This is a genomic window from Rhodobacter lacus, from assembly GCF_042683065.1.
GTDB classification, from domain to species: Bacteria; Pseudomonadota; Alphaproteobacteria; order Rhodobacterales; family Rhodobacteraceae; genus Rhodobacter; species Rhodobacter lacus.
Map to the genome: position 1 here is coordinate 342,500 of NZ_JBHUIX010000005.1, position 26,156 is coordinate 368,655.

At 67.7% G+C, this 26,156-nt stretch carries 24 protein-coding genes and 2 riboswitches; of the genes, 13 read left to right on the plus strand and 11 right to left on the minus strand.

All coding sequences use genetic code 11. From position 1 onward, the window contains the following. Positions 1-2: 2 nt before the first annotated feature. Both ACFSM0_RS06715 and ACFSM0_RS06720 read left to right on the plus strand, forming a co-directional pair. A complete protein-coding gene (locus ACFSM0_RS06715; protein WP_377388561.1) occupies positions 3-821 on the plus strand; it encodes an ABC transporter ATP-binding protein in 819 nt (272 codons plus the stop codon). Then, positions 818-1,762: an ABC transporter substrate-binding protein gene (locus ACFSM0_RS06720; RefSeq protein ID WP_377388563.1), complete on the plus strand. Its 945-nt coding sequence runs from the start codon at positions 818-820 to the stop codon at positions 1,760-1,762. Before ACFSM0_RS06715 ends, ACFSM0_RS06720 begins: the two co-directional genes overlap by 4 nt. Before the next feature lie 27 nt (positions 1,763-1,789). On the opposite strand, the gene ACFSM0_RS06725 is transcribed toward ACFSM0_RS06720, so the two are convergent. From ACFSM0_RS06725 to ACFSM0_RS06750, 6 genes are all read right to left on the minus strand, one after another. Next, positions 1,790-2,596: a hypothetical protein gene (locus tag ACFSM0_RS06725; RefSeq protein ID WP_377388565.1), complete on the minus strand. Its 807-nt coding sequence runs from the start codon at positions 2,594-2,596 to the stop codon at positions 1,790-1,792. A 168-nt stretch (positions 2,597-2,764) separates the two neighbouring features. Next, positions 2,765-4,693 carry an FUSC family protein gene (locus ACFSM0_RS06730; protein WP_377388567.1) on the minus strand — a complete coding sequence of 643 codons (1,929 nt, stop codon included), beginning with the start codon at positions 4,691-4,693 and terminating at the stop codon, positions 2,765-2,767. Between the two features lie 85 nt (positions 4,694-4,778). Then, entirely contained in the window at positions 4,779-5,522 is a 744-nt protein-coding gene (locus ACFSM0_RS06735) for an ABC transporter ATP-binding protein (RefSeq protein WP_377388569.1), read from the minus strand. Next, positions 5,519-6,505, minus strand: coding sequence for a FecCD family ABC transporter permease (locus ACFSM0_RS06740; protein WP_377388571.1), 987 nt, complete (start codon positions 6,503-6,505; stop codon positions 5,519-5,521). The genes ACFSM0_RS06735 and ACFSM0_RS06740 overlap by 4 nt, the downstream gene beginning before the upstream one ends. After that, positions 6,502-7,314, minus strand: coding sequence for an ABC transporter substrate-binding protein (locus ACFSM0_RS06745; protein ID WP_377388573.1), 813 nt, complete (start codon positions 7,312-7,314; stop codon positions 6,502-6,504). The genes ACFSM0_RS06740 and ACFSM0_RS06745 overlap by 4 nt, the downstream gene beginning before the upstream one ends. A 61-nt stretch (positions 7,315-7,375) precedes the next feature. After that, positions 7,376-9,235 (minus strand): TonB-dependent receptor plug domain-containing protein, encoded by a 1,860-nt coding sequence (locus ACFSM0_RS06750; protein ID WP_377388575.1) that lies wholly within the window; start codon positions 9,233-9,235, stop codon positions 7,376-7,378. A gap of 126 nt (positions 9,236-9,361) precedes the next feature. After that, a riboswitch (cobalamin riboswitch) is annotated at positions 9,362-9,556 on the minus strand. Between the two features lie 87 nt (positions 9,557-9,643). Continuing rightward, positions 9,644-9,835: riboswitch (cobalamin riboswitch) on the plus strand. Between the two features lie 96 nt (positions 9,836-9,931). Between ACFSM0_RS06750 and ACFSM0_RS06755 the strand changes: the two genes are divergently transcribed. After that, the gene (locus tag ACFSM0_RS06755; protein WP_377388577.1) at positions 9,932-10,315 is read left to right on the plus strand and encodes a cysteine-rich small domain-containing protein; all 384 of its coding nucleotides are present in this window, start codon (positions 9,932-9,934) and stop codon (positions 10,313-10,315) included. Next, on the plus strand, positions 10,308-10,625 hold the full coding sequence (locus tag ACFSM0_RS06760; protein ID WP_377388579.1) for a hypothetical protein: 318 nt from the start codon (positions 10,308-10,310) through the stop codon (positions 10,623-10,625). The genes ACFSM0_RS06755 and ACFSM0_RS06760 overlap by 8 nt, the downstream gene beginning before the upstream one ends. Here the strand turns inward: ACFSM0_RS06760 and hmuQ are convergent. Next, positions 10,622-10,951, minus strand: coding sequence for a heme-degrading protein HmuQ (gene hmuQ, locus ACFSM0_RS06765; protein WP_377388581.1), 330 nt, complete (start codon positions 10,949-10,951; stop codon positions 10,622-10,624). The two genes, ACFSM0_RS06760 and hmuQ, sit on opposite strands and share 4 nt — an antisense overlap. 210 nt (positions 10,952-11,161) lie before the next feature. Here hmuQ and ACFSM0_RS06770 point away from each other — a divergent pair, with 210 nt between their 5' ends. Genes ACFSM0_RS06770 through ACFSM0_RS06790 form a run of 5 tightly spaced genes read left to right on the plus strand, consistent with a single transcriptional unit; the run spans position 11,162 to position 16,911 of the window. Next, the gene (locus tag ACFSM0_RS06770) at positions 11,162-13,159 is read left to right on the plus strand and encodes a TonB-dependent receptor domain-containing protein (protein ID WP_377388583.1); all 1,998 of its coding nucleotides are present in this window, start codon (positions 11,162-11,164) and stop codon (positions 13,157-13,159) included. 19 nt (positions 13,160-13,178) lie between these two features. Beyond that, positions 13,179-14,228 carry a hemin-degrading factor gene (locus tag ACFSM0_RS06775; protein ID WP_377388585.1) on the plus strand — a complete coding sequence of 350 codons (1,050 nt, stop codon included), beginning with the start codon at positions 13,179-13,181 and terminating at the stop codon, positions 14,226-14,228. Beyond that, positions 14,225-15,061, plus strand: a complete 837-nt coding sequence (locus ACFSM0_RS06780; RefSeq protein WP_377388587.1) for a heme/hemin ABC transporter substrate-binding protein — start codon at positions 14,225-14,227, stop codon at positions 15,059-15,061. The genes ACFSM0_RS06775 and ACFSM0_RS06780 overlap by 4 nt, the downstream gene beginning before the upstream one ends. Further along, positions 15,033-16,127 (plus strand): FecCD family ABC transporter permease, encoded by a 1,095-nt coding sequence (locus ACFSM0_RS06785; protein ID WP_377388589.1) that lies wholly within the window; start codon positions 15,033-15,035, stop codon positions 16,125-16,127. Before ACFSM0_RS06780 ends, ACFSM0_RS06785 begins: the two co-directional genes overlap by 29 nt. A 1-nt stretch (position 16,128) precedes the next feature. Further along, the gene (locus tag ACFSM0_RS06790; protein WP_377388591.1) at positions 16,129-16,911 is read left to right on the plus strand and encodes a heme ABC transporter ATP-binding protein; all 783 of its coding nucleotides are present in this window, start codon (positions 16,129-16,131) and stop codon (positions 16,909-16,911) included. On the opposite strand, the gene ACFSM0_RS06795 is transcribed toward ACFSM0_RS06790, so the two are convergent. The 4 genes from ACFSM0_RS06795 to ACFSM0_RS06810 are packed head-to-tail and all read right to left on the minus strand — an operon-like array spanning position 16,842 to position 20,037. Further along, positions 16,842-17,168 (minus strand): FeoC-like transcriptional regulator, encoded by a 327-nt coding sequence (locus ACFSM0_RS06795; RefSeq protein ID WP_377388593.1) that lies wholly within the window; start codon positions 17,166-17,168, stop codon positions 16,842-16,844. The genes ACFSM0_RS06790 and ACFSM0_RS06795 overlap by 70 nt on opposite strands. Positions 17,169-17,177: 9 nt before the next feature. Continuing rightward, on the minus strand, positions 17,178-19,511 hold the full coding sequence (gene feoB, locus ACFSM0_RS06800; protein ID WP_377388595.1) for a Fe(2+) transporter permease subunit FeoB: 2,334 nt from the start codon (positions 19,509-19,511) through the stop codon (positions 17,178-17,180). Continuing rightward, on the minus strand, positions 19,508-19,765 hold the full coding sequence (locus ACFSM0_RS06805; protein WP_377388597.1) for a FeoA family protein: 258 nt from the start codon (positions 19,763-19,765) through the stop codon (positions 19,508-19,510). The genes feoB and ACFSM0_RS06805 overlap by 4 nt, the downstream gene beginning before the upstream one ends. Beyond that, positions 19,762-20,037, minus strand: coding sequence for a FeoA family protein (locus tag ACFSM0_RS06810; RefSeq protein ID WP_377388598.1), 276 nt, complete (start codon positions 20,035-20,037; stop codon positions 19,762-19,764). Before ACFSM0_RS06810 ends, ACFSM0_RS06805 begins: the two co-directional genes overlap by 4 nt. Before the next feature lie 275 nt (positions 20,038-20,312). Here ACFSM0_RS06810 and ACFSM0_RS06815 point away from each other — a divergent pair, with 275 nt between their 5' ends. From ACFSM0_RS06815 to ACFSM0_RS06830, 4 genes are read left to right on the plus strand one after another with little or no spacing between them, the layout of a single operon-like run. After that, a complete protein-coding gene (locus tag ACFSM0_RS06815) occupies positions 20,313-21,329 on the plus strand; it encodes an HlyD family secretion protein (RefSeq protein WP_377388599.1) in 1,017 nt (338 codons plus the stop codon). A 5-nt stretch (positions 21,330-21,334) separates the two neighbouring features. Beyond that, complete coding sequence (gene rbbA / locus ACFSM0_RS06820; RefSeq protein ID WP_377388601.1) at positions 21,335-24,052, plus strand: ribosome-associated ATPase/putative transporter RbbA; 2,718 nt, start codon at positions 21,335-21,337, stop codon at positions 24,050-24,052. Between the two features lie 3 nt (positions 24,053-24,055). Then, a complete protein-coding gene (locus ACFSM0_RS06825; protein WP_377388602.1) occupies positions 24,056-25,174 on the plus strand; it encodes an ABC transporter permease in 1,119 nt (372 codons plus the stop codon). Then, positions 25,081-26,052, plus strand: coding sequence for an NAD(P)-dependent oxidoreductase (locus ACFSM0_RS06830; protein ID WP_377388933.1), 972 nt, complete (start codon positions 25,081-25,083; stop codon positions 26,050-26,052). The genes ACFSM0_RS06825 and ACFSM0_RS06830 overlap by 94 nt, the downstream gene beginning before the upstream one ends. Positions 26,053-26,156 lie beyond the last annotated feature (104 nt).

The window sequence follows — 26,156 nt, forward strand, 5'->3', positions numbered from 1 at the left end:
CGATGACCGGGCCGGGGGATCTGCGCATCGAGGATGTCACCATCACCTATCCGGCCCGGAAGGGGCAGGTTCACGCGCTTGCGCTCCCGCGGCTGCACCTTGCACCGGGCAGCTTCACCGCGGTGATCGGCCCCTCGGGCTGTGGCAAGTCGAGCCTGCTCAATGCGATTGCGGGCTTTGTCGCGCCAACCTCGGGCAGGATCTTGCTCGATGGGGCGCCGGTCACCGGCCCCTCTGCGCGGATCGGCGTGATCTTCCAGCATTATGCGCTGTTTCCGTGGTTTACCGCGCTCGGCAATGTGCGCTTTGCGCTGCGCCGGTTCCCCCTCTCGCGCGCCGAAGAGATCGCCCGCGCCCGCGCCGCACTGGACGAGGTCGGGCTTGGGGCGCATGCGCGAAAGTTTCCGCAGCAGCTCTCCGGCGGCATGAGGCAACGTGTGGCAATTGCCCGAACCTTTGCCTGCGCCCCGGAGGTGCTGCTTCTGGATGAACCCTTCGCCGCGCTCGATGCCCAGACCCGGCGCGGCATGCAGGAGCTTATGCTCGCGGTCTGGGCGCGCCACAGCGCCACCGTGCTCCTCGTCACCCACGATGTCGATGAAGCGTTGCTGCTGGCGGACCGGGTGCTCTTGATGAGTGCGGCGCCGGGGCGGCTGATCGGAGAATATCTGCTGCCGCAGCCGCGCCCGCGCCGCCTGACGCAGGATGGGGGCGCGCTGCTCGCGCTCCGCGAAGATATCCTTGCCCGGCTGCACCCCTTCAGCGCGCCCCTCGACGCGCCCGCCGATGCCGCGCCCGCCCCTGAAAGGAGCCTGCCATGACCCTGCTGCCCCGCCTCGCCGCCCTCGGGCTTGGGCTCTTTCTTGGCAGCGCCGCGGTTCAGGCCGAGCCCCTCACCTTCGCTTGGAGCCCGACACCGCAGGCGCCCCAGATCGAGCTCGCCCGGGCAGCGGGCTATTTCGCGGCGGCCGGGCTTGAGGTGGAGATCGTGCCCTTCGCCTCCGGGCGCGAGGCGTTCGAGGCGCTTCTGGGCGGTCAAGCCGATCTGGCCTTCATGGCGGAATTTCCCGCCGCGACGGGCATTTTGACCGGGCAGCGCTTTGCCATCATCGCCGATCTCGCCCGCTATTCCGGCTCGCGCATCATCGGCACGGCCACTGCCGGGCCACTGACGCGGATGGAAGACCTGCAGGGGCGGCGGATCGGCACCACGATCGGCACCAATGTGCATTATTTCCTCGACCGGGCGCTTGGTCAGGCAGGGGTCAGCGCCGAGATCGTCTCGGCGGCCCCCGCAGATCTCGTTCCCGCGCTGGCGCGCGGCGATGTTGAGGCCATCGCGCCCTTCCCGAGCTTTTATGCCGCTGCCGCGGCAACGCTCGGGGAGGCGTATCGCGAGCTGCGTCCGGGCGGCTATGCGGTGCATTATATCCTCGTCACCACGCCCGAACAGGCCGAAACCGCGCGGATCAGCGCCTTTCTGGGGGCCCTGGCCCGCGCCGAGGCGGATTTGAAGGCCGATCCGGTCGCCGCGCAAAGCGTGGTTTCAAAGGCCATGGGCGGGACGATCCGTGCCGAGCAGGTCGCCGCGCTCTGGCGCGATGTGGAGATCGGGCTTGCCCTTGATCCGAGCCTGACCACCCTGATCCGCGCCGAGGCGGAGTGGATTGTCGATCAAGGGGTGATCCGCGGCCCCGTGCCGAGTGCCGAGACGGTGGCGGGGTATATCACGCCCAAAGCGCTGCAGGCCGCGGCGCGCTAACCGCCGCGCCCCGACCTTACGGCAGGCTCAGCGCGCGGCGCAGATCGTGGCGCGCGCGTTCGACCAGCAGCCGCCGGAGCCCATGCGGAAGTCATCTCCAAGCCAGCCCTGCGCATGGGTGGCGCCGCGCGCACCGTTCCAGTGCCCGGAGGCGAAGCCGTTGCCCGAGGGCTCCAGTTGCGCAAAGTAATCGCCCAGATAGCTGTTGCGATCGGCATTGACCCAGAACCCGCCCGTGCCATCATTGGCCATCCAGATCGGGCAGGTGCCCTGCAGGTTCACCAACATCTGGCCATCGACCTGCAACGAGCAGGTGCCATAGATCACATAGGGCTGCCCGCCGCCCGGGGCCGCCGGCACCGGGATCGGCACGGGCACCGGGATCGGCAGCGGAACGGGAACCGGGGTCTGCATCGGCATCGCAAAGCTCTGCCCGGTGAGCCCTGGCGCCGCGCCGGGGATCTGTGCCGGCGGCGCGAACACCGGCGGCGCCATCGCGGGTTGGCCGCCCACCGCCCCACTCGTGCATTCGAAAACGAGGTCGCGAATATGCGCCTCGGCCCCGCGCACGGTTTCGGCAGAATTGCGCATGCACCAGTTGTAATGCATCTGGTAATCGTCATGCACGCCGCGCCCCTCATCGAGGCAGCTCGGGTTGTAACGCAGCCCGGCGCCAACAACGCTGGCGGTATTGGCGGCGTATTGGCGGCAAAATTCCGCGTTGGGGACCTCGGCCACAGCGCTTCCGGGCAGCGCGCTGATCCCCCCCGCAATGAGCGCCGCAACGCGCAGTGCAACCGCGCCCCGCCGCGCCGCGACAGAAATAGCCTTCATGCAGCTTTCCCTTTTCGGTTGCCGTCCCGCCGATGTGCCTGCCCGTCCCGCCCCTTCCCGGGTGCGCAGCCATCGTCCCGCGTCATTTAGCCACGCAGGTGCATCAAGGTCTATATCCGAACTGGGCCCGCCCGTGACGTCAAAGAGCCTGTGGCAGAAGGGCTTCGCTCAGCTCTGCCCCGCCACAGGCCGCTGCGCGCCGATGTCGGAGATCTCTTCGATCAAGAGCGCCAGCTCATCGGCGGCACGCCGAAACGGGCGGCGGTCCTGCGGAGCCATCCGCCGCGCCAGACGTTCGAGCGCCGCAAGGCAGCGCTCCGGCCGCTCTGGAAGCTGCCCGATCCGCGCCATGAACCCCGCGAGCACGCGCGCCTGCGTGGCATCAAGCCCCGGCGTGCGCTGCAATTCCTTGGCCCGCAGCACCGCATGCCCCAGATCCATCATGGCAAAGCCGACGCGCGCGCCCCAATCCTCGCTCCGCACAGCCTTTTGCGACAGCCGCACCAGCCGCAAGCAACGATGATAGAGCCGCGCCCGCCAAACCGGTCGATGCGCAAGCGCGCGGTCATCGCCCGCAAGCGCGGCAAGATCGTGCAGCATCATCACAAGCTGCATGCGTTGCCGTCGCCGCAACCCCGCCGGATAAATCAGCCGATAGGCCAGATAGGCCGCGAGCGGCGCCGCAAGGATTGCAAGCCCAACCTCCAGCGACGCGCCGAAAGCGCCCGCAAGCGGCCATGCCGGCTGCAGCATCAGCATCAGCGTCATGTTGTAATCGAAGCTCATCGCCGTGGTGCGCCGATGCCCGACCAGAAATGGCCCAAACAGGATGAAGGGGAAGCACAATGCGATCAGTTGCCAGTCCGCCGCCGCCCATGGCCAGACAAGCCAGCGACAGGCCAGCGCCCCCAGCGCTCCGAACAGCGAGCCCCAGAACACGTTGCGCATCATCGCGCGCGGGTTCTCGAAGGTGGAGAACAGCGAGATCATGATCGACAGGCCGAGCAGCAGGAACGGCCCGGCCTGCCATTGTGTCAATTGCCAGACCGCACCGAAAAGCAAGATCGCGCCGCCGGCCCGAAGGCTTGCCTCGCGCGCGCCGATCCAGTCGCGCGAGACCACCACGGGCAAGGGCCGCTCGGTCGCGGCGCGGCCCGGATCATGCCAGGCAAGGAGGGCCGCGCCGAGATCGGTCAGGATCTGCTTCAGCCGCGGCTCCGCGCCCCCGAGTGCCGCCGCGGCGGCCGCCAGTTCGGTGCGCGCATGCACCGCTTCGCCCGCGCGCAAGGCCGCAACCGCCGCCGCAAGCGGCGCAGACAAATCGGGCGCTGTGGCCTCGTCGCGGTGGCGGCGCAGCCAGAGCACCAGCGAGAGCCCCTCGCCCAGAAGCGCCCGTGTCGAGCGCACCACCCGGCGCGAGCGGATCGACCCCGCCGCCTGCGGCTCAAGCGCCTCCTCGATCCCGGCGATCTCGGCCAGAAACACGCCGCCTTGACCGGGCCGCGTCGTCTCCCCCTGCAAGCGCGCCGCCAGCACCTCGAGACTATCGGCAATCAGCCCGGCGGTGCGCCGCCGCAATTCCGGGTTGGCGGTTGGCGGGGCGAACACATAGCCAAAGAGCATCGCCACCAGCACCCCGGTCAGCACCGTTGCCAGCCGATCGGCGCCAAGGCCCAGAACCTGTTCGGGATGGCTTGCATCCAAAAGCGCCACCATCGCCGCAGTATAGCCCGCCAGCACCGTGCCATAAGAGACATAGCCGCGTTGCAGGTTGCCGATGCCGGTGCAGGCCGCCACCCAAAGCGCGAGGCCCGTGACAAGAAGCCAAGGCGAAATCGCCCCGGCCAGCACCAGCAAGACCCCGGCCACGGAGCCGCTGATCGTGCCCGCAATTCGAAAAAACCCTTTTTCGAGCAATTGCCCGCGCGTGGGTTGCGAGGCCGCCCAGACCGTCATCGCCGCCCATTGCGGATGTTCGAGCCCGGCCCACCACGCGAGGCTCAGCGCGGCGCAAGCGGCGAGCGCAGTGCGCCCGGCGTAAGAGAGTTGGCGCGGCTCGAAACCGAATTTGACCAGACGGGCGGCATGGCGGGACATGATCCGGGTCTCCTCAACGGGCGCGCCGGAATGCGCGACGCGCCCTGTTAGCGCCCCATCGGACAAGTTTCCAGTGCCCGCCGCCTCAAGCCTTCGCGCGCGGCACCGGTGCGAGCGGCACCACCACCGGCGCGCCCTCGATCTCGTCCAGATGGCACCGGATGCCGAAAACCGTCTCAAGCAGCGCCGCCGTGAGCACCGCGCGCGGCGCGCCATCGGCCACGATCCGCCCGCCCGAGAGCACCACGATCCGGGTGCAATGGCGTGCCGCAAGCGCAAGGTCATGCAGCGCCACCACCACCGAGCGCCCCTCCGCGGCCAGATCGGCAAAGAGCCGCATGCAGGCGATTTGATGCGCGGGGTCGAGCCCGGCAATCGGCTCGTCGGCAAGCAGCAGGGGGGTGTTTTGCGCCAGCGCCCGCGCGATCAGCACCCGCGCCTGCTCGCCCCCCGAAAGCGCGGTGGCGGGGCGAGGGCCAAGGGCCGTGACATCCATCCGCGCCATCGCCGCGGCCACCTCGGGGGCATCGCGCCGCCCGCCCTGCGCCAGTGCGACAAGGTCGATCACCGGCATCGGCCAGGCGATCTCGCGGCCCTGCGGCAGGAAGGCTGCGGCGCGCGCGCGCGCAGCGGGCGAGAGCGCGGCCAATGAGGAGCGCCCGGCAGCCGGCAAAAGGCCGAGCGCCGCGCGCAAAAGCGTTGATTTTCCCGCGCCATTGGGGCCGATGAGGCCCACACATTCGCCGGGGTCTACGCGGAGGCAAGCGTCTTGCAGCGGCTGCTGCGCGCCGCGGGCAACGCTTAGATGCTCCAGCACCAGCGCCGTCATGGCGTGCCCCGCAAGCGCCAGATCAGATGCAAAAAGACCGGCGCGCCCACAAGCGCAAGCAGGACACCGAGCTTGAGATCCTGCCCCGGCAGCACCAGCCGCACGGCAATATCGGCGGCCAGCACCAGCGCCGCCCCACCCAGCGCCGACGCGGGCAGAAGCCGCGCCGGATGCGCCCCCACAAGCGGGCGCAGCACATGCGGCACGACAAGGCCGACAAAGCCCACCGTGCCCGCCACCGCCGTCGCAGCCCCGACCGCTGCGGCGGTGCCGAGCACGACCGAAAGCCGGAGCCGGGCAAGGCTCACCCCCATCGAGGCGGCCGCCTCCTCGCCCAGGGTCAGCGCCTCAAGCCCCGGCCCCGCGCGCCACAAAAGCACGCCCCCCACCGCCATCAGCGGCGCCGCCAGCAAAACATGCGAAAAGGAGACATCGGCAAGCGATCCCATCATCCAGAACACGATATCCTGCGCCGCAAACGGGTTGGGAGAGAGGTTCAACACCAGCGCCGTCACCGCCGAGCACAGCGCCGAAAGCGCAACCCCGGCGAGGATCAGCGCCAGCGTGCCGCCGCCCGCCCCGGCCAGAAACAGGATCGCCCCCACTCCCATCAGCGCGCCTGCAAGCGCCGCAGCGGGCAGGGCGAAGGCAAAGGCCGCGGCCAAGCCGGAGTGGAGCGCGAGCACCGCGCCAAGCCCCGCCGCGGCAGAAATGCCGATCACCCCCGGCTCCGCCATCGGGTTGCGCAAAAGCCCCTGCAGCGCCGCCCCCGAAAGACCGAGCGACGCCCCCACCATCGCCGCCAGAATTGCGCGCGGCAGACGGATCTCGCGCATCACAATCCCCACCGGCCCCTCGCCGCCGGTGAGCAGCGCGCGCAGCGCCGTGACGGGGTCAACCGCGGCCACGCCGGTGAGCAGCGAGGCGACAAAAAGCCCGCCAACGAGGGCGCCAAGCAGAAGGGAAAGCCGCGCAAGTCTCATTCGTCGGCCCTCGCAGCGCGGTGGTTTGCAGCCGGGCGCTCTTGCGTCAGCCGCTCCACCGCGCCCAGCACCGCGGGCAGACCGCAGACCCAGTCTCGATCCTGCATCACCGCGGCGCGGCCGGTGAGGCGCGTCAAGGCCGGATGATCAAGCACCGCCTCTGATTGCGCGGGCGCCGGGTCGGCGCGCGAGAGAATGACCAGATCCGGGTCCGCCATCACCAGAGCCTCCAGCGGCACGAAGCCGCCCGCGGCCCGGCCAAGGATCTGCGCAAGCGGCGTGAAGCCCGCCGCGGTGATGATCTCGCCCGTCAGGCTCTCGCCCCCCGCCATATAGCCATGCGCCGACCATGTGGCCGCAACCGGGCGCGTTGCGGGCGCGTTCCGATCAAGCTGTGCGAGCCGCGCGGCAAACCGGCGCTCCACCCGCGCCGCCTCCGCCTCGCGCCCCAAAAGCGCGCCCATGCGCAAAAGGCTCGCGCGCAGATCGGCAAAGCTTTCGGCGGGGGCGAAAGTCTCGACCCGGAGCCCGAGGCCGCGCAGCATCGCCACGGTGGCGGGCGCCGTGTAGCGCCCGGCCAGCACCAGATCGGGCTTGTCGAGATAGATCTCCTCGGCACGGGCGTGATTGGCTTTGTAGCTGCGTGCGCGCGCCGCCATCACCGAGCTTGCCGGGTCTTGCGCGAGCCGGGTGAGCGTGCGCAATTGCCCCGGCGCGGCGAGCATCAGCGCCATCTGATCGGTGCACAGGTTGATCGAGACCACGCGCTGCGGCGCGGCGAGCCCCGGCCCCGCAAAGAAGAGGGCCACCGCCAGCCCCAAGAGGCAGCGGGCGCGGCGGCGGCTCTTGTTCTCGCAGGGCCGCATCGGCTCAGAACCGCAGCCCGACGCCGAGCGAGACCACGCGGCCCGGCTGGGCATAATTGCGCGCGGTCTGATAGTCGGTGTCAAACAGGTTCTCGATGCGCAGCCACGCCTGCGCGGTTTCGGTCAGCTCATACCGCAGCGCGAGGTTGGCAAGGGTGTAATCGTCAAGCTTCACCTGCGTCGTGGCATAGGGGAAGCTCGCATAATCCACATATTCGTCGCGCAGATCGGCAACATGGGTGAGGCTCAGCCGCGCCGAGAGCCGGTCTGCCAGTGGCCCCTCGGCACCAAGCGTCAGGTTGTGGCGGGGCGCGCGCGCCGCCGGGCGCGTATCGGCGCCATCATCGACGGTGGCATCGGTGTAGGTATAGGCGCCAAAAAGCGACCAGCCGCGGGCCAGATCCATCGTGCCCGCAAGCTCCAGCCCTTTTGAGCGGCTGGAGCCATCCACCTGATAGTAAAGGAAGGTGTTGCTGTCGAACAGGATCTGATCCTCAACCTTGGTGTCAAAGACCGTCGCCCGCAGGCTCCCCGCGGCAAAGACCCGCTCGGCGCCAAGCTCGAAACTGCGGCTTTCTTCGGGTTGGAAGCCGGGGTTGCCGTAGCTGCTCCAAAGCTCATAGGGCGAGGGCGCGCGGAAGCCTTTGGCGGCCACGGCGCGCAAGATCCAGTCTGCATCCGGGCGCCATGCGAGCGCAAGCCGCGCGGTGGTTTCGGCCCCGAACATTTCGTGGTCATCATGGCGCAACGCGAGCGCGAGATCGAGATCATCGCGCGGGGCCCAGAGCGCCTCGGCGTAAACCGCATCGGTGGTGATGTCGCCTACCGTGGTCGACCATGCGGATGCGACGGAGAAATCCTCCGTCTTGTGCGCCGCGCCCCAGCTCAGCCGGAACGGGCCGCCCGCATCCCAACGCCCGTCATAGGCGAGGGTCTCGCGGGTGGCGTCAAAATAGGTGTGGCTCGCATATTCATACACATCGCGGCGCACATCGACCCGGGCATAGGAAAGTTCATGCCGCACCGTGCCGGTGGTGAGCTCGGCAAAGACACGCGCGCCGCGCAGCTGGCTGTCGGTCCAGTTGTCGGCATCGCCCGTGCTCGCGTCAAAATCGGTCAAGCTGTCCTGCGCCAGCACCGTGGCCCCCAATGTGAGCGTTTCGCTCAGCGCGTGCCGCGCGGAGGCGCTGATCTGGCTGCCGCGGAAGCCATCTTTTTCGCGGCCTGCGGCATGGGCGGAAAAGCCCTCGCTCACCGCGCGGCCAAAGCTGAGCGCAAGCTCGGTGCGCGCGTCCCGGTAGCCGACCGAGGCCGTGCCCGCATAGGTGCCGTAGGTTCCGGCCTCCACGGCCAGAGCCCCGGACCGGCCCTCCGTCTCCGGCCGCCAGGTGGTGACATCGACCACCCCCGCCGCGGCCTCGGAGCCGTAAAGCGCCGATTGCGCACCGCGCAGGATCTCCACCCGAGAGAGGCCGGTCGTGAGCAGCGGACCGAAGTTGTAGGAAAGCTGCGTGGAAGAAGGGTCGGTCACATCAAGCCCGTCGATCCGGGTGCCGAGGTAATAGGCGGGCAGGCCGCGCACGCGCAGCGCGGTCTGCGTGCCGAGGCCCCCGTTCGCGCTGAGCGAAAGGCCCGGCGCGGTGGCGAGCAGGCTCGCAAAAGAGAGCGGCGCGGCCTCCAGATCGGGCGCGGTAAGCACCGTGACGGAAGCGCCGGTCTGGCTCAGCCGCAGGGGCTCGGAGGCGGCGGTGACGGTGACGGTGATGGCGTCAAGCTCGGTCACGCCCGCGTCTTCGGCCAAAGCGGGGGCTGTGCAGGCCAAAAGTGCAAGGGTGACGGCGGTGGGGCGCATCAGATGCGGCATGGGTCTTCCTTTCCGGTCGGGCCAAAGCCCGGAATGAGCGATGTCGCGGAAAGGCATAGGCCCTCCGCAAACGGCGACATGTCACCACTGCGGATCGGGCCGCTTCCATGGCACGCCCCGCGCCCGGAAAGGGTGAACGCTCAAGCAGGTCTCCTGGCTCGCGGGTCTTCGCTCGGTCGGCCTTCCCGGGCTTTGGCCCAGTGGCATGTCGACGTCGCTCACCGCTCACAGTTGCGGGGGCAGCTGCGGCTTGGGCCCGAGGGCCGTTCCGCATTCCCTTTTCATCCGGCTCTCACCGGAACTTGAACGGCGCCAATGAAGAGGAAATCGGCGCGGGCGTCAAGCGCGCCTGCCGCGTCAGATTGGCCGCGAGCGACACCAAGGCGGTTGACAGGACCCGCCGGCACGCCCATGGTTTCGGGGCCCAGGCCCTGCGGAGCGTTCCGCAGGCGCAAGAGGGAAGCCGGTGCAACTCCGGCGCTGCCCCCGCAACTGTAAGCGGCGAGCCTTCTGCCAAACCACTGGCCCTCTCGGGCCGGGAAGGGGCAAAAAGGCGCGTGAGCCGCAAGCCAGGAGACCTGCCGGGCCACAAGACCATCCCGGGCGGCGGGCCCGGAGGCATGGATGCGTGCGCGCCTGTGCACGCCCTGCCCCTGTCCGCTTTCCGGCCCGAGCAGGCGCCCGCAGGAGAGAGCCATGGAGCCGAAAGACACCACCACCAACACGGCCTTCAAGGGCTTCACCAATGAGGCGTGCCCGTTCCTGCCCTGTCATCCGGGGGTGAAACGCGCCTTCAACTGCCTGTTTTGCTATTGCCCCCTCATCGCCTATGAATGCCCCGGCCCCTACCAGACGTATACGGACCGCAACGGGCTGACGCGCAAGGATTGTTCGGCCTGCACCCTGCCCCATGACGGCTATGAGCAATCCTGGAACTTCATCCAGAAATGGCTCGAATATCCGCAGGTCTGGTCCGGCCAGCCGCAGAGCGATCCGCCCACGCCACGGCCCCGCCCGCCGCAGCCCGCCGCCGCAGCCGCCGCGGTTCCGGGCCATATCAAGGTTGAGGATGATGGCTGACGGCGCCCCCCATCGCTGCGCCCCGCCGCAGCCGCAGCGGCTCGTTGAGGCGCGCCCCTGTGCGCTTTGCGGCGGCCCCTGCGCGCCCGGCCTCGCCTTTCTGCGCCACCTCGCCCGCGCGCTCGATGCGGTGGCGGCGAGTGGCGCCTTGCCCGAGGATTTCGAGATCTCGGGCAAGGCGGAATTGCGCTGCGCCGACCGGCTTTGCCCGGTGATCTGGCACGCCGGGCAAAGCTTCTGCCGGGTCGAAAGCGCGGAGACCCCCGCGGTGCCGGTCGTGCTGGAAACGCGGGCGCAGGCGCTGAACTAGCGCGCCGCGCCGGCCTCAAGGCTCTGGATCGCGGTGAACCCCTCGAATCGCGGCGCTCCGCTATGGAGCTTGCGGCTCTGGCCCGCGCCCGCATGCGCGGCCCGGAACTGCTCCGACGTGGTCCAGTTGCGGAAGTGTTCCTCGCTTTCCCAAACCGTATGCGAGGCATAAAGCCGGGTGCCGTCTTCCGCCTCGGGGCCGCGCAGCATGTGGAAGGCAACAAAGCCGGGCAGCTCGTTGAGGCGGCTTTCGCGCCCCAGCCAAAGCGCCTCGAAGGCTTCGGCATTCTCAAGCGGCACAGTGAATCGGTTCATGGCAAGAAACATCAGGGCGTTCCATATCTGAGAGGGGGAAGGCTGGCGCAAGGCGGGCTGTCCCCAGAGCTTAGCGCAGGCCCACCGCCCGGCAAGAGATCAAATCCCTCCGGCAAAGTGCATTTCAAATCTTGACTTATTCACTCATCTATTGAACATCTGCGGCAACCGCATGCCAGCAGCCTGCCAGCGAGCACAGAACGCTTGATCTGGGAGATCTCCATGCGCCATGCGCCGCGGCTTCGGGCCGCCCTTCTCGTTTGCACTGCCCTCACCTTGCCGGCTGCACCTGCACAGGCGCAAAACCTTGATGCGCCGCTCTACCTCGGCCAGATCGTGATCGGTTATGCCGAGGATGGCACACCGATTTTTGCGGGCGAGAACGCCACCCATCTGGGCGAGCAGGATCTGCGCGGCGCCACTTCCACCACCGATCTTGACGGGCTCCTGCGCCAGCAGACCTCCGTGTTCACCCAGAAGGATCCGGGCAACCCCGGCGTGTCGGTCAATATTCGTGGCTTTGAGGGATCGGGGCGGGTGGCGATGTCGGTCGATGGCGTGCCGCAAACCTACCGCCTCTCGGGCCATGCCGCGCAAGGCTATGTTTTCGTAGATGAAAACCTGCTCTCCGGGGTCGATATCACACGCGGCCCGGTGACTGCGCTGGGCGGCTCCGGCTTTGCCGGTGCGGCGGATTTCCGCACGCTCGACGTGGGCGACGTGCTGACCGGCGCGGCGAACCAGGGCGGCATGCTGCGCCTTGAGCAAACCGACAACGGCCACACCAGCTCCGGCATGGCCGCGGCGGCGCTGCGCACCAACCGGTTTGACCTGCTGTTCGCCGCCTCGCGCCATACCGGCGATGATTACGCCGATGGCGATGGCGCGATGGTGCCCGACACCTATGAAAACATCTCCTCCCAGCTGTTCAAGGCGGGCTACGACCTGACCGAGAGCACGCGGGTCACCTTCTCGTTGATGCATTACGAAAGCGATTTCTTTGCCACGAGCTACGGCCAGGAGCTCACCAATGACATCGCCAAACTCGGGCTGCGCTATGCGCCGGGGTCTGCGCTCATCGACCTGCGCGCCAATCTTTACACCGGCAAGACCGAAACCGACTGGGTTTCCGGCACCGGGGCCTATGTCGGGCGCTCCCTCTCCACCCGCACCACCGGTTTTGACCTCACCAATACCTCGCAGTTCGACCTTGGCGCCTGGTCGCTCACCAGCGCGAACGGGATCGAGCTTTCGCAAGACCGGCTCGGCGGCACCTCCGGCGGCGTCAACCCCACCACCGGCAAGGCCAAACGGGCGGCGCTCTTCTCTGAAAACGTGTTCACGCAGGGCAAATGGGAAATCACCGCCGGGCTGCGCGCCAACAGCTACAGCCTTGACGGCGAAGCCTCGCAGGGCAGGATCGACGTGTCTGACCAGTCGATCGATCCAAAGCTGACGCTGGCCTATCAACTCACCGACTGGGTCCAGCCCTATGTCACGCTGTCGCGCGGCATGCGTGCGCCGACATTGCAAGAAACGATGCTCGGCGGCACCCATCCGGGCGGCGGGGTCGGCATGATCGCCAACCCGGACCTCGAGCCGGAAACCGAAGAGGGCTACGAGATCGGCTTCAACCTGAGCCGCGACGGGCTCTTTACCGGCGGCGACCGGCTCACCGGGCGGGTGAACTACTACCATATGGACGTGGAAAACTACGTCACCTCGCAATTCGTCACCAATGCCTGGGGCCAGACGGGCTATGCCTTCGTCAATGTGCCGGGCCACTCGCGCACCGAGGGGGTGGAGATCGAGCTCACCTATGCGCATCCCGAGTTCGATCTCGGGCTGAGCTACACCCATAACGACTCGCATCTGCCGAGCCAGATGCCGGGGCTTGGCGCGGGCCAGTATCTGCCCGATGACACGCTCTCGCTGCGGCTCTCGCGCGATTTCCTCGCGGATCGGCTGACCCTTGGCGCGCAATATACCTATGTTTCCGGCGGGCTGTTCACCGACACCTACACCACGACGCCCTACCAGAAAGACGACGGCTACGAGCTGGTCGATCTCTTCGCGAGCTACGATCTGACCGAGAATGCCGTGCTCTACGCCAAGGTGACCAACGTCTTCGACGAGGTCTATGCGCCCTGGCTCTCCGCCTCCGCCAGCGAGAACGGCCGCGGCCGCACCTTCCACATCGGCACCACCTTGCGCTTCTGAGCCCCAGAAAGGACCCCCCATGCCCCTGCCCAGCCCCGAAGACATCCGCAGCGCCCGCGCCGAAAACCCGCGCCTGCATGCCCGCGATCTGGCCGAGCGGCTCGGCCTTGCCGAGGCGGAGCTTTGTGCCGCCCTCCTTGGCCAAGGCGCCACCCGCATCGCCGCCCATCCCGATGCGGTTCTGCCCCGGCTCAAAGCCTTCGGGCCGCTCCTCGCGCTGACCCGCAACGAAGCCTGCGTGATCGAAAAAACCGGTGTCTATGATGGCTACCGCCCCGGCCCGCATGCGGCGCTTGTGGTGAATGAGGCGATCGATTTGCGGATTTTCCCGAGCCATTGGGTGCATGGGTTTGCGCTGGAGGAAGAGACCGCGCGGGGCGTCAAGCGCTCCTTGCAGTTTTTCGATGCGGCCGGGGACGCGGTGCACAAGATCCACCTGCGCCTCGACAGCAAGGCCGAGCATTGGGAGCCGCTTCTGGGGCTGCTCCGCCTTGAGGATCAGGCGCCCGATCTCGCGCTCAGCCCGCGCCGCCCGCCCGAGCCCGCCCGCATCGTGCCGGAACGGCGCGACGCCCTGCGCGAAGGCTGGAACGCGCTTGAGGATACGCATCAATTCCTGCGGCTCTGCGCCAAGCTGAAAATGAACCGGCTGGGCGCCTACCGGCTCGCGGGGGCGCCCTTCGTGCGCCCGCTCGCCCCCGGCGCGGTCGAAACATTGCTCAACCGTGCCGCCGGGTCCGACGTGCCGATCATGGTCTTTGTCGGCAATATGGGCTGCATCGAGATCCATACCGGGCCGATTGCACGCGTGCTCGAGACCGGGCCCTGGATCAACGTGCTCGACCCCGGCTTCGATCTGCATCTGCGCCGTGACCAGATCGCCGAGACCTTTGCCGTGGTGAAAAACACGGCCCGGGGCCCGGCGCATTCGGTCGAATGCTTCGACGCAAACGGGCTGCTCATCGCGCAGATCTTTGGCGTGCTGCGGGCGGGGGCGGAGGCTGTCGCGGGGTGGAATGCGCTTGTGGCCGATCTCCCCGATGCCGAGCAGATGGAGGCCGCGGAATGACGCGGCTCCTCTTTGCGGCATTGCTGGCGCTCGCGCCCGTGAGCGCGCCCGCGCAAGAGCGCGTTCTCTCGATCGGCGGTGCGGCGAGCGAAATCGTGGCAGCCCTTGGCGCCGCCGACCGGCTGGTGGGGCGCGACACCACAACGACCTATCCGCCCGCGCTCACCGCGCTGCCCGATGTGGGCTACATGCGCGCGCTCTCTCCCGAGGGGCTGTTGTCGCTCAACCCCGATCTGATCGTGCTGAGCGCGGGCGCGGGCCCGCCCGAAACCCTGCAAGCGCTGGAAACGGCAGGAATCGCGGTGGTGCAGGTGCCCGAGGGCCATGACGGCGCCACGGTCGCCCGCAAGGTCACGGTGATCGCGCAAGCGCTGGGGCGCCCGGAGGCGGGCGCCGCCCTCGCCGCGAAGCTGGAGGCCGAGATTGCCGCCGCAACGGCCGCCGCCCAGAGTGCGGGGCCAAAACCGCGGGTGCTCTTTATTCTCTCGGGCGCGGGCGGGCGGCTCACCGGCGCGGGCGCAGACACCTCGGCCGATGCGATGATCGCGCTTGCGGGCGGCGAGAACGCGCTTGCGGGCGTTTCGGGCTTCAAGGCGCTTGGCGATGAAGCGATTGCCGCCGCCGCGCCCGATGTGCTTTTGGTGATGGCGCGCCATGGCGATGCCCCCTCCGAAGGCGCCGCCTATCTTGCCCATCCGGCACTCGCCGCCACCCCGGCGGGCCGCGCGGGCCGGCTGGTGGAAATGGAGGGAATGTTCCTGCTCGGCTTCGGCCCCCGCACCGCAGAGGCGATCACCGCGCTTCATGGCGCGCTTTACCCGGACGAGGGCTGATGTGACCGCGCAACTCGCCCCCTCAGCCCCCGCGCGCGCGCCGCGCCCGCACCACCGGCTTCCCGCCAGCGCGGTAACGGCGGTGCTTCTCGTGATCTTGATCCTGAGCGCGCTGGCGAGCCTCAGCCTTGGCGCCTCCGGGCTCCGGCCATGGGAGATCTGGGCGCGCGAGCTCACCCTTTCCGAGCGCGCGATCCTGATCGACATCCGCCTGCCGCGCCTTGCGCTTGGCCTCCTTGTCGGGGCCGGGCTGGCGATGTCCGGCGCGCTGATGCAGGGGCTGTTTCGCAACCCGCTGGCGGATCCGGGGCTTGTGGGCGTGGGCGCGGGGGCGGGGCTTGGCGCGGTGGGCGCCATCGTGCTCGGCTCCCTCTTGCCGCTTGGCCTGCAAGCCGCGCTCGGGCCGCATCTGGTGCCGCTCTCGGCCTTTTTGGGCGGCTGGGTGGCGGTGTTGATCCTGCACCGGGTCGCGCATTTGCGCGGCCAGACCTCGATTGCCACGCTCCTGCTCGCCGGGATCGTGCTCGGTGCGCTGGCGGGCGCGCTCACCGGCATCCTGATCTTTCTGGCGGATGATGCGCAGCTGCGCGACCTCACCTTCTGGGGGCTGGGCTCGCTCGCGGGGGCAAGTTGGACCAAAGTCTTCGCCGCCGCGCCGATCATCCTTGCCGGCATGGCGCTCACCCCCTTCCTCGCGCACGGGCTTGACGCCATGGCCCTGGGGGAGGCCGTTGCGCGCCATCTTGGCCAGCCGGTCGAGCGGATCAAGCGCGCCGCGATCCTTGCGGTTGCGGCGATGACCGGCGCGGCAGTCGCCGTTTCGGGCGGGATCGGCTTTCTCGGCATCGTCGTGCCGCATATCCTGCGCCTCGCGATCGGCCCCGGGCATCGGTTGCTCTTGCCGCTCTCGGCGCTTTTCGGTGCCGCGCTCCTGGTTGGCGCCGACACGATTGCGCGCCTTGTCGTGGCCCCGGCAGAACTTCCCATCGGCATCATCATGGCGCTGATCGGCGCGCCGGTGTTTTTGTGGATCTTGCTGGCGCGGCGCGCCGATCTGGAGGTCTGAGATGCTTGAAGCCACCGGGCTTGGTGCAAAACTTGGCGGGCGCTGGGTGTTTGAGGGCGTTGATTTTGCGGCCCGCCCCGGCGAGATCACCGCCATCGTCGGCCCCAACGGCTCGGGCAAGACAACGCTTTTGCGCCGCCTGACTGGTGACCTCCCCGGCCCCGGCACGATCACCTTTGAGGGCGATGCGCTCTCCCGTCTCGCGCCCCATCAGCTTGCCCAGCGCCGCGCGGTGCTGCCGCAGGCAACGGCGGTGGGCTTTCCGTTCACGCTGCGCGAAGTGGTGGCGATGGGCCATCAGGCGGGCGCCGCCGCGCATCTGCCCGGCGTGGTGGAAGACGCGCTGGCCGAGGTCGACCTGCGCGCGAAGGCCGATCAACCCTTTCAGCGTCTTTCGGGCGGGGAGCAGGCGCGCGGGCATCTTGCACGGGTGCGCGCGCAGGTCTGGGCGCCGAAGGATGCCGAGGGCCGCCCGGCGTGGCTATTTGTGGATGAGCCCGTCGCCGCGCTCGACATCGGCCATCAGTTGCAGGTGATGGGGGTGCTGCGCCGCTTTGCCAAGGCGGGCGGCGGGGTGATTGCAGTGATGCATGACCTCAACCTCACCGCGATGAATGCCGCGCGCATGGTGCTGATGGAGGCGGGACGGATCACCGCCGCGGGGCGGCCTTCCGAAGTGATGACCGCCCCGATCCTGTCACGTGCCTATCGCTGTCAGCTGTGCCTCAACACCGCGCCAAACGAGGGGATCTGGCTGCTGCCGCAGGCCGCCTCGGCGCTTTGAGCGCTGCCGCCCCCCGGCGCGGGCGCCTCGGCCAGCATGCCCGGCAGGCAATAGGTGTCGGCATTCATGCAGCCCCCCTTGGCGGCGCAGGCGGTGCAGCCCGGCGCGCCAAGGCGCAGCTCCAGCCGCCCCTTGTGCACCAGCCGCGCCGCCATCGCGCGCATCGCCTCCGGGTCGCGGTCAAAATGCAGCGCCATGTCGCGCAGGCTCACCTTGCCCCGGCGGGCGACATATTCCTCGATCTCACGCAGAGCCATCACCGCCTCCTATGCCGCAAGGGCCTGAGCGCGCCGGTCCTGCCAGCGCCCCCAGAGCCGCAGCCCGCCAAACATCGCCACCGCGGCAATGACGAGACCGACGAGCCAGCTTGCCGAGCTTGCCGGATGCAGGCTGAAGCGCGCGCCCTGATAGATCGCCGTAGCAAAGCCCCAGCCGATGGCCGTTGCCCAACCGGCGATGAACACCGCCCAGCCCGGCCCCGCCTCGCGCCAGATCGCGGCAAGCGCGGCGGTGCAGGGGAAATAGAGCAGGATGAACATCAGATAGGCATAGGCGCCCGCCGCCCCGTCAAAGCGCGCCAGCATGGCCTGACCGGTGGGCGTGGCATCGGCCCCCGCCTCTTCGTCAATCGCGCCAAGGCCAAGCGGGTCTGCCCAGTTGGCCAGCGCATCGCCGACATTGGCCGGGATCGTCGCGAACGCCTCCAGCAGCGCAGGCGCAAGCGCGAAGGGGGCTTCCTCCTCGGCCGCGACCTCTTCGCCCGCCGCCAGTGCCGCATCGGCAGCATCGGCGCGCCCGGCCTCTTCGTAAAGCGCATCGAGCGTGCCCACCACGGCCTCTTTCGCCAAGACGCCGGTGAACACCCCCACGGCGGCGGGCCAGTTCTCTTCCGTCATCCCCATCGGCGCGAACACCGGCGTGATGGTGCGGCCAATTTCGCTCAGCACCGAATTGCGGCTGTCGGCATTGCCAAAGCTGCCATCCGTGCCAAGCGAGTTGAGCACATTGAGCACCATCACCATCGGCACGATGATCTTGGCCGCCTGTGTGGTGAAGCCGCGGGTCTTTTCCCAGGTGCGGATCGCCACGCCTTTCAGCGTCGGCAGGTGGTAGGGCGGCAATTCCATCACGAAGGGGGTGACGGGGCCCGAAAGCAGCGTTGACTTGAGCGCAAGCCCGGAGAGGATCGCCACCGCAAGCCCCGCAAGATAAAGGCTGAACACGATCAGACCGCCCTCAACCGGGAAGAACACGGCGGCAAAGAGCGCATAGACCGGCAGCCGCGCCCCGCACGACATGAACGGCGCCATGACGATGGTCAGGATCCGGTCGCGGTGCCGCTCGATGGTGCGCGCCGCCATGATCGCGGGCACGTTGCAGCCAAAGCCGACGATCAGCGGCACGAAAGCCTTGCCCGGCAGGCCAATGGCGCGCATCGCCCGGTCCATCACAAAGGCCGCCCGCGCCATATAGCCCGAATCTTCCAGCGCCGAGAGGAACAGGAACAGAAACACCACGATCGGAATGAAGGTGGCGACCGTCTGCACCCCGCCGCCAAGGCCGGTGGCAAACAGCTCGCGCGCCCAGTCCGGGCTGCCAAGGCTCGCCATCAAGGTGCCCAAGCCATCCACGAAGATCGCCCCCGCCGCGAGATCGAAAAAGTCGATCAGCGCGCCGCCAAGGTCGATGGTGAAGAGGAACATCAGATACATCAGAAGCAGGAAGATCGGCACCCCGAAGACGCGGTTCAGCACCACCCGGTCGATCCGGTCCGAGGTGGTTTCCGAGACCCGGCGGGCATCGCGCTGCACCCGCGCCATCACAGTGCCGATGAAGCTGTAACGCGCATCGGCCAGCGCAATGTCGATATCTTCTTCAAGCGCTTCGGTGAGGCGCGCGCGGAGCGTGGTGATTTCGGCGCGCAGGGCCGGATCGGGGCGCGGCCCGAGGAGGCTGTCGCTCTCAAGGAGCGAGAGCGCCGCCCAGCCCGGATCGGCATGGCGCGCAGCGGCAAGGCTCTCGATGGCGGGGCGCAGCTTTTCGGCGGCCGCCAGCACCTGCGGCACATGAAAGGAGGCCCGGCGCGGCACCGGCAACACCTCGGGCGCAGCAAGGGCCGCCTTGAGATCCGCCACCCCACGCCCCTCGGCGGCAACGATGCCAAAGACCGGGCAGCCAAGGGTTTCGGCCAGCGCGCCAAGATCGAGCTTCAGCCCGCGGCTCTCGGCAATGTCGAGCATGTTGACGGCGAGCACCACCGGCACCTTCATCTCCAGAAGCTGCGCGGTGAGGTAAAGATTGCGCTCAAGGTTTGAGGCATCAACAATGTTGAGAACGATTTCCGCCTCGTTGCCGGCGACAAAATCGCGCGCGATCTGCTCATCGAGCGAAAGGTCACCCTCTGCGGCATCCAGCGAATAGGTGCCGGGCAGGTCGACAAGCTCAATCTCGACCGCGCCGTGCCGGAACCGCCCCACCTTGCGCTCGACCGTGACGCCGGGCCAGTTGCCAACCTGCTGGCGTGCCCCCGTCAACGCGTTGAAAAGCGTGGTCTTGCCGCAGTTGGGGTTGCCGACAACGCCGATGATCCGCTTTGTCATTGTGCGTCCTCCCGAAGGGGTTCAATCGCGAGCGCATCGGCCTCGGCCTTGCGCAGGGTGAGGCGGAAACCGCGCAGCGCAATCTCGACCGGGTCGCCCATCGGCGCCATCCGTTGCACCGTGAACACCGCCCCCGGCGTCAGCCCCATCGACAGAAGCTTCTTGCGGTAGCTGCCCGCGCCCGCCTGCAGCCCCAGCACCCGGCCGCGCTCGCCCACTTTCATCTCCTTGAGGCTGGCTGGCTCTTGCGTCATGCCCGGCCCTCCCCGGCCTCGGCCACGAGGATCTTTTGCGCCACGCCACGCCCGATGCCGAACCGCGTTGCGCCGATCGCCAGCACCACATGGTTGCCCTCGCGCTGCATCAGCCGGATCTGCCGCCCCGGACCGAGCCCCATCGCCAGCATCCGCTGCGCGAAGGCCTGCCCGCCCACCAGCTGGCGCACTTCAAGCAGCACGCCCAGCGGCGCGAGGGCCAGAGGCAAAGCCTGCAGATGTGAGGTTTGAGGATCAGGTTGGAATGGCATGTTCATGGTCTTGCGCCTCTCGGTTTTGGCGATGGAGTTGGCTGGAGCCATATTCTGACTATTGACGTCAACTATTCGGCCATTCCTGATTGTTTTAGTATGTGTCAAGACGCCACACAGACCTGCCGCGCCTTGGAATTTTGCCCCCCCGCCCCCAGACGAGACCCGGCAGAGACCCGGCACACGATCTGTTGATCGAACCGGGTAGCCTCGCCGCCCGAAATAGGGTTAGCCTGAACCGAGTCGTTCGAATTGCCACAGCTCCGGGAGCCCGCATGCCTGCCCTTCGTCGCCTTGCCCCGCTCGCAGCCCTTGCGCTCGTGCTCCTGCCGCCCCTCGCGGCGCCAGCGCTTGCGGACACCAGCTTTACCGCCTTGCTTGACCGGCTGCGCCACAGCCCGGAAGAGAACGGGATCTATGGCTCAAACGGGCGGATTGAGGCGCAAACGGTTGATGTGGCCAGCAAATATGCCGGGCGGATTACCGAGGTCCGCGCCGAAGAGGGCGATCTGCTTGCCACCGGCGCGCCCGTTGCGCAGATCGACACCGCCGATGCCAAGGCCCAGCTCACAGCCGCCAAAGCCTCGGTGATGCGCGCAGAGGCGGCCAAGGCCGTGGCCGAGGCGACGCTGATGCAGGCGCAAAGCGCGCGTGACATGGCGCAGACGACTTACGACCGCACCGTGAAGCTGAACCAGAGCGGCACCTCTTCGCAAAGCACGCTTGATGATGCGACCAATGCACTCAACAGCGCCAAGGCCTCGGTTGCGATGGCGCAGGCGCAAATTGCTGACGCGGTGGCCATGATTGCCGCAGCCGAAGCCGATCAGGAGCAGGTGCAGCTTGCGCTTGATGACCTCACGATCACCGCGCCGCTCAGGGGCCGGGTGCTTTACCGCCTGCGTGAACCGGGCGAGGTGATCGCCGCGGGCACGCCGATTCTGACGATGCTCGACCTCTCCAATGTCTACATGAACGTTTACCTGCCCGCCTCGGTGGTGGGCACGCTCACCGTGGGCGACGAGGCGCGGATGATCCTCGACCCGGTCCCGGATTACGTGATCCCGGCACGGGTCACTTTTGTCTCGCCGCAATCGCAGTTCACGCCGAAAAACGTGGAAACCGCCGAGCAGCGCGAGGAGCTGGTGTTCCGCGTCAAGCTGAGCGTGCCGCGCGCATTGCTGCGGCAATTCGAGGCGCAGATCAAATCCGGGGTGCGCGGCATCGGCTATGTGCGCACCCGCACCACCACGCCCTGGCCCGAGCGGCTCACCGTCACCCTGCCCGAGTGAGCGCCATGGCAGAGGCGACACCGGCGCGGATGGCCGCGCAGATCGCAGGGCTGACGCATCGCTACGGCAAGATTGCTGCGCTTGAGGATGTGACGCTCGCGATCCCGGCGGGCTCGATGGTCGGGCTGATCGGCCCCGATGGCGTTGGCAAATCAACCCTGCTCGGGCTGATCTCGGGCGTGCGCAAATTGCAAAGCGGCACGCTTGAGGTGCTGGGCCATGACATCAGCTCCAGCCGCGAGCGCACCGCCCTTGGCGCACGAATTGCCTATATGCCCCAAGGGCTTGGGCGCAACCTTTACCCAACGCTCAGCGTGCGCGAAAACCTTGAGTTCTTTGGGCGGCTGTTTGGCCAAGGCGCGCAGGAACGCAAGGAACGGATCGCGATGCTCCTTGAAGCGACCGGCCTCGCCCCCTTCCCGGACCGCCCCGCAGGCCAGCTTTCGGGCGGGATGAAACAAAAACTCGGCCTTTGCGCCGCGCTGATCCACGACCCCGAACTGCTCATTCTCGACGAGCCCACCACCGGCGTTGACCCGCTCTCGCGGCGCCAGTTCTGGGATTTGATCGACCGGCTGCGCGGCACGACCGGGCGCATGAGCGTGCTCGTCGCCACCGCCTATATGGAGGAGGCGGAGCGCTTCGACTGGCTTGCCGCGATGAATGACGGCAAGATCATCGCCACCGGCGCGCCCGAAACGATCCGGGCAGACACCGGCGCCGCCACGCTTGAGGAGGCCTTCATCCGCCTGCTGCCCGGCTCCGAACGCGCAACCGGGGTGGCGTTGCGCCCGCGCGCCGCGCACCCCGACGCCGTCCCCGCGATCCTCGCCGAGGGGCTGACCAAGCGCTTTGGCGATTTTACCGCCGTTGATCACGTGAGCTTCACCATTCCCGAGGGCGAGATCTTCGGCTTTCTCGGCTCGAACGGCTGCGGCAAGTCCACCACCATGAAGATGCTCACCGGGCTCATCGAACCAAGCTCGGGGCGCTCGGAGCTTTTTGGCGAGCCGCTTGGCCGCAGCGACATGGCCGCGCGCATGCATATCGGCTACATGTCGCAGAGCTTCTCGCTCTATAGCGAGCTGACGGTGCGTCAAAACCTTGATCTGCATGCCCGGCTTTATGCCGTGCCACCCGCGCGACGCGCCCCCCGCGTGGCCGAGGTGCTTGAGGAGTTCGAGCTGGCTGAAGTGGCCGATGCCATGCCCGAAAGCCTGCCGCTCGGCATCCGCCAGCGGCTGCAGCTTGCCGTTGCGCTCATTCACGAGCCGCCGATCCTGATCCTCGACGAGCCCACCTCGGGCGTCGACCCGCTCGCCCGCGACGCGTTCTGGCGCAAGCTGATCTCGCTCTCGCGCGACCGCGGCGTGACGATTTTCATCTCCACCCATTTCATGAACGAGGCGGAGCGCTGCGACCGGATCTCGCTCATGCATGCCGGCCGCGTGCTCGATGTGGGCGCGCCCGCGGAGATCACCAGGCGCCACGACGCGGACACGCTTGAGCAGGCCTTCATCCGCTGCCTGGAGGCGGAACTCCCCCCCGAACCCGAGCCCGGGGCCGCCCCCCTCCCCCCAACACCCAAAGCCCGCCGCCCGTCCGCGCTCCGCCGTGCGTTTGGGCGCGGCTTTGCTTACAGCGCCCGCGAAACGCTGGAATTGCGGCGCGACCCGATCCGGCTCTTTTTCGCGCTGATGGGGCCCGTGATCCTGCTTTTGACAATGGGCTTTGGCATCTCCTTTGATGTCGACCGGCTGCGCTTTGCGGTCAACGATCAGGACCGCACGCCCGAAAGCCGCTGGCTGATCGACTCGTTCTCGGCGATCCCGCAATTTGAACGCGAGGCGGATTTTACCGGGCCCGACGCGCTCAACCACCGCATGGAACGCGGCACGCCGACGCTCGCGATCGAGATCCCCGAAGGGTTCGGGCGCGACATCCATCGCGGCCTCCGCCCGCCCGAGGTCTCGCTCTGGCTCGACGGCGCGATGCCGTTTCGCGCCGAAACGGCGCGTGGCTATGCGCTCGGCGTGATCTCGGGGCTGGAAGAAGACCTCACGCCCAGCGCCGCCACCGGGCTCACCCTCACGCCTCGGTTCCTGTTCAATCAGGCGTTCCGCTCCGCCGATGCGATGGTGCCCTCAATGCTGATGCTGATTTTGATGCTGATCCCGGCGATCATGTCGGCGGTGAGCGTGGTGCGCGAGAAGGAGGCGGGCACGATTGCAAACTTTCACGCCACACCGGTGAGAAAGCTCGAATTTCTGATCGGCAAGCAACTGCCCTATCTTGGTCTCTCGTTCATCGCCTTCTGGCTGTTGCTCGCGCTGGCCTTTCTGGTGTTTGGCCTCACCCTCACCGGCAGCTTGCCGGTTCTGGCGCTTGCGGGGCTGCTCTATGTGACCGCAACCACCGCCTTCGGGCTGTTTCTCTCCGCCTTCACCCGCACGCAGGTCTCTGCCGTTTTTGCCACCGCCGTGATTGCGGTGATCCCGACAGTGAACTTTTCCGGGCTGATCGTGCCGGTCTCGATCCTTGCCGACAGCGCGCGGTTTTTTGGCGAGGCCTTTCCGGCGGCGTGGTTCCAGCCGATCACGGTGGGGGTGTTCCTCAAGGGCTTCGGGCTAAGCGATGTGGCGCCTCAGCTTCTCATCCTCGGCGCCTTTGCGGTGGGGTACGTGGCGCTCGCGGCCCTTGCGCTGCGCAAGCAGGAGGCCTGAGAAATGCTCCACAGCCTGCGCAACATCGCCAATCTGACACTGAAGGAGTTGCGCGCCGTGCGCGGCGACGTGGTGATGCTGGTGCTGATCCTCTACGTCTTCACCGCCGCAATCTGGCTCGTCTCGCAAGGCGGCTCGACCGAGGTGCGCGACCTCACGGTTGCCGTGGTCGATGATGACCGCTCACAACTCTCGGCGCGGATGATCGAGGCGATCCGCCCGCCGCTGTTCCGCCCGCCGCAACTCCTTTCTCCCCCGGAGGCCGAGCGCGCCCAGATCGCGGGGGAGGAGGTGCTTGTCGTCTCGATCCCGCCCAATCTGGAAAAAGACCTGCGTGCAGGCCGGGGCGGCAACGTGATGGTGCTTGTCGATGCCACCGCAGTGGCCTTCGCGGGCAATGGCACGCGTTACATCGGCGAGGCTTTGGCGCAGGCCGCGGCCGATTACCTTTCTCCCGGCGTGAGCAGCGAAAGCGGGCTCGATGTGGTGGTGCGCAATCGTTTCAACCCCAATCTCACCGCCACATGGTTCACGGCGGTGATGCAACTGATCAACAACGTCACAATCCTGATGCTGATCCTCTCGGGCGCCTCGCTGCTGCGCGAGCGCGAGCGCGGCACAATCGAGCATGTGCTGGTGATGCCGGTGCGCCCGCATGAGGTGGTGCTCTCGAAAATCTTCGCAACGGGCGGGGTGATCTTGCTTGCCTCGGTGCTGAGCCTCGTTTTTGTGGTGAAAGGCGCGATGGGCGTGCCGATTGCGGGGGCACTGCCGCTCTATGTGAGCGGCGCGGCGATCTATGTGATCGCGGTCGCCTCGCTCGGGCTTTTGATGGCAAGCTACACCCGCAACATGGGGCAATACGGGCTTCTCGTGATCCCGGTGATGATCCTGATGCTGCTCCTTTCTGGCGGCATGACGCCGATGGAATCGATGCCCGACTGGCTCCGGGTCGTGATGCTTCTGATCAGCCCGACGTCGCATTTTGTCGCCTTTGCGCAGGCCGTGCTTTACCGTGGCGCGGGGGTCTGGCTCGTGCTGGGCGAGATGGCGGCCATGGCGGCGATGTCCGGGCTCGCGCTTGCGCTGGTGCTGCTGCGGTTTCGCAAGCTTCTGAGCTAGAAGCGAAAAGAAGGGAAAAAACCATGACACGCATCGGGGTGATCGGGCTGGGGCGGATGGGGGCGGCGATTGCCGAACGCTTTGCCGCGCAGGGCGCGCAGGTTTGCGGCTGGACCCGTTCGGGCCGCGCCGTTCCCGGCATCGAAAGTGCACCCGACATTGGCGCGCTTGTGGCGCAAAGCGAAGGGATCGTGCTGAGCCTTCTGGACGATGCCGCCGTGGGGGCCATGCTCGATGCGCTGCTCGCCTGCGATCTCTCCGGCCGTCTTGTCGCCGACACCTCGACCGCAGATCCGCATCTGATCTGCGCCCGCGCCGCGGATTTTGCCGCAAAAGGCGCAAGGATCGTCGATGCGCCGATCTCGGGCGGGCCGGACCTGGTGCGCGCGGGCGCCTGCGGCGTTTTCATCGGCGGCGCGCCGGAGGCCGCGGCGCAGGCGCGGGAGCTGATGGCGATGCTCTCGGGGCGCGTTTTCCACACCGGGCCGCTGGGCACCGGATTGGTGATGAAAGTGATCAACAACGGGATGTTGCAAGCCTATTTCAGCGGCCTTGCAGACCTTCTGCCGGTTGCCCAGGCCGCGGGCCTGCCGCTCGAAACCGTGTTGACGATCCTTGCAGGCGGCCCCGCAGGCATGCCGATGCTGAAGGACCGGCTTCCGAAAATCCTCGGCACCGACCCGGGCGTGGGCTTTCCGGTGAGCGGGGTCATGAAGGACAACGCGCTCTTTCGCGCCATCCTCGCAAGTTATGGCCAGCCCGCCCCAACGCTGGAGCGTTTTGCCGCCCTGGCGCCCGGCGCGCAAGCGGCCGATCTTTGGGAGGCGGATCTCGCTGCCCTTGTCCGGCTCGCCTATGCGCCCCCCGCCGGGGGCTGAACGCCCGCCCCGTTAATCCTGCCCCCCGTTAACCCTGCCCCCCGAAACCCTCGGATCGTAACGCTTGGGTAACCTCGTGCGCGCATCTTCGACCATGGGGGTGT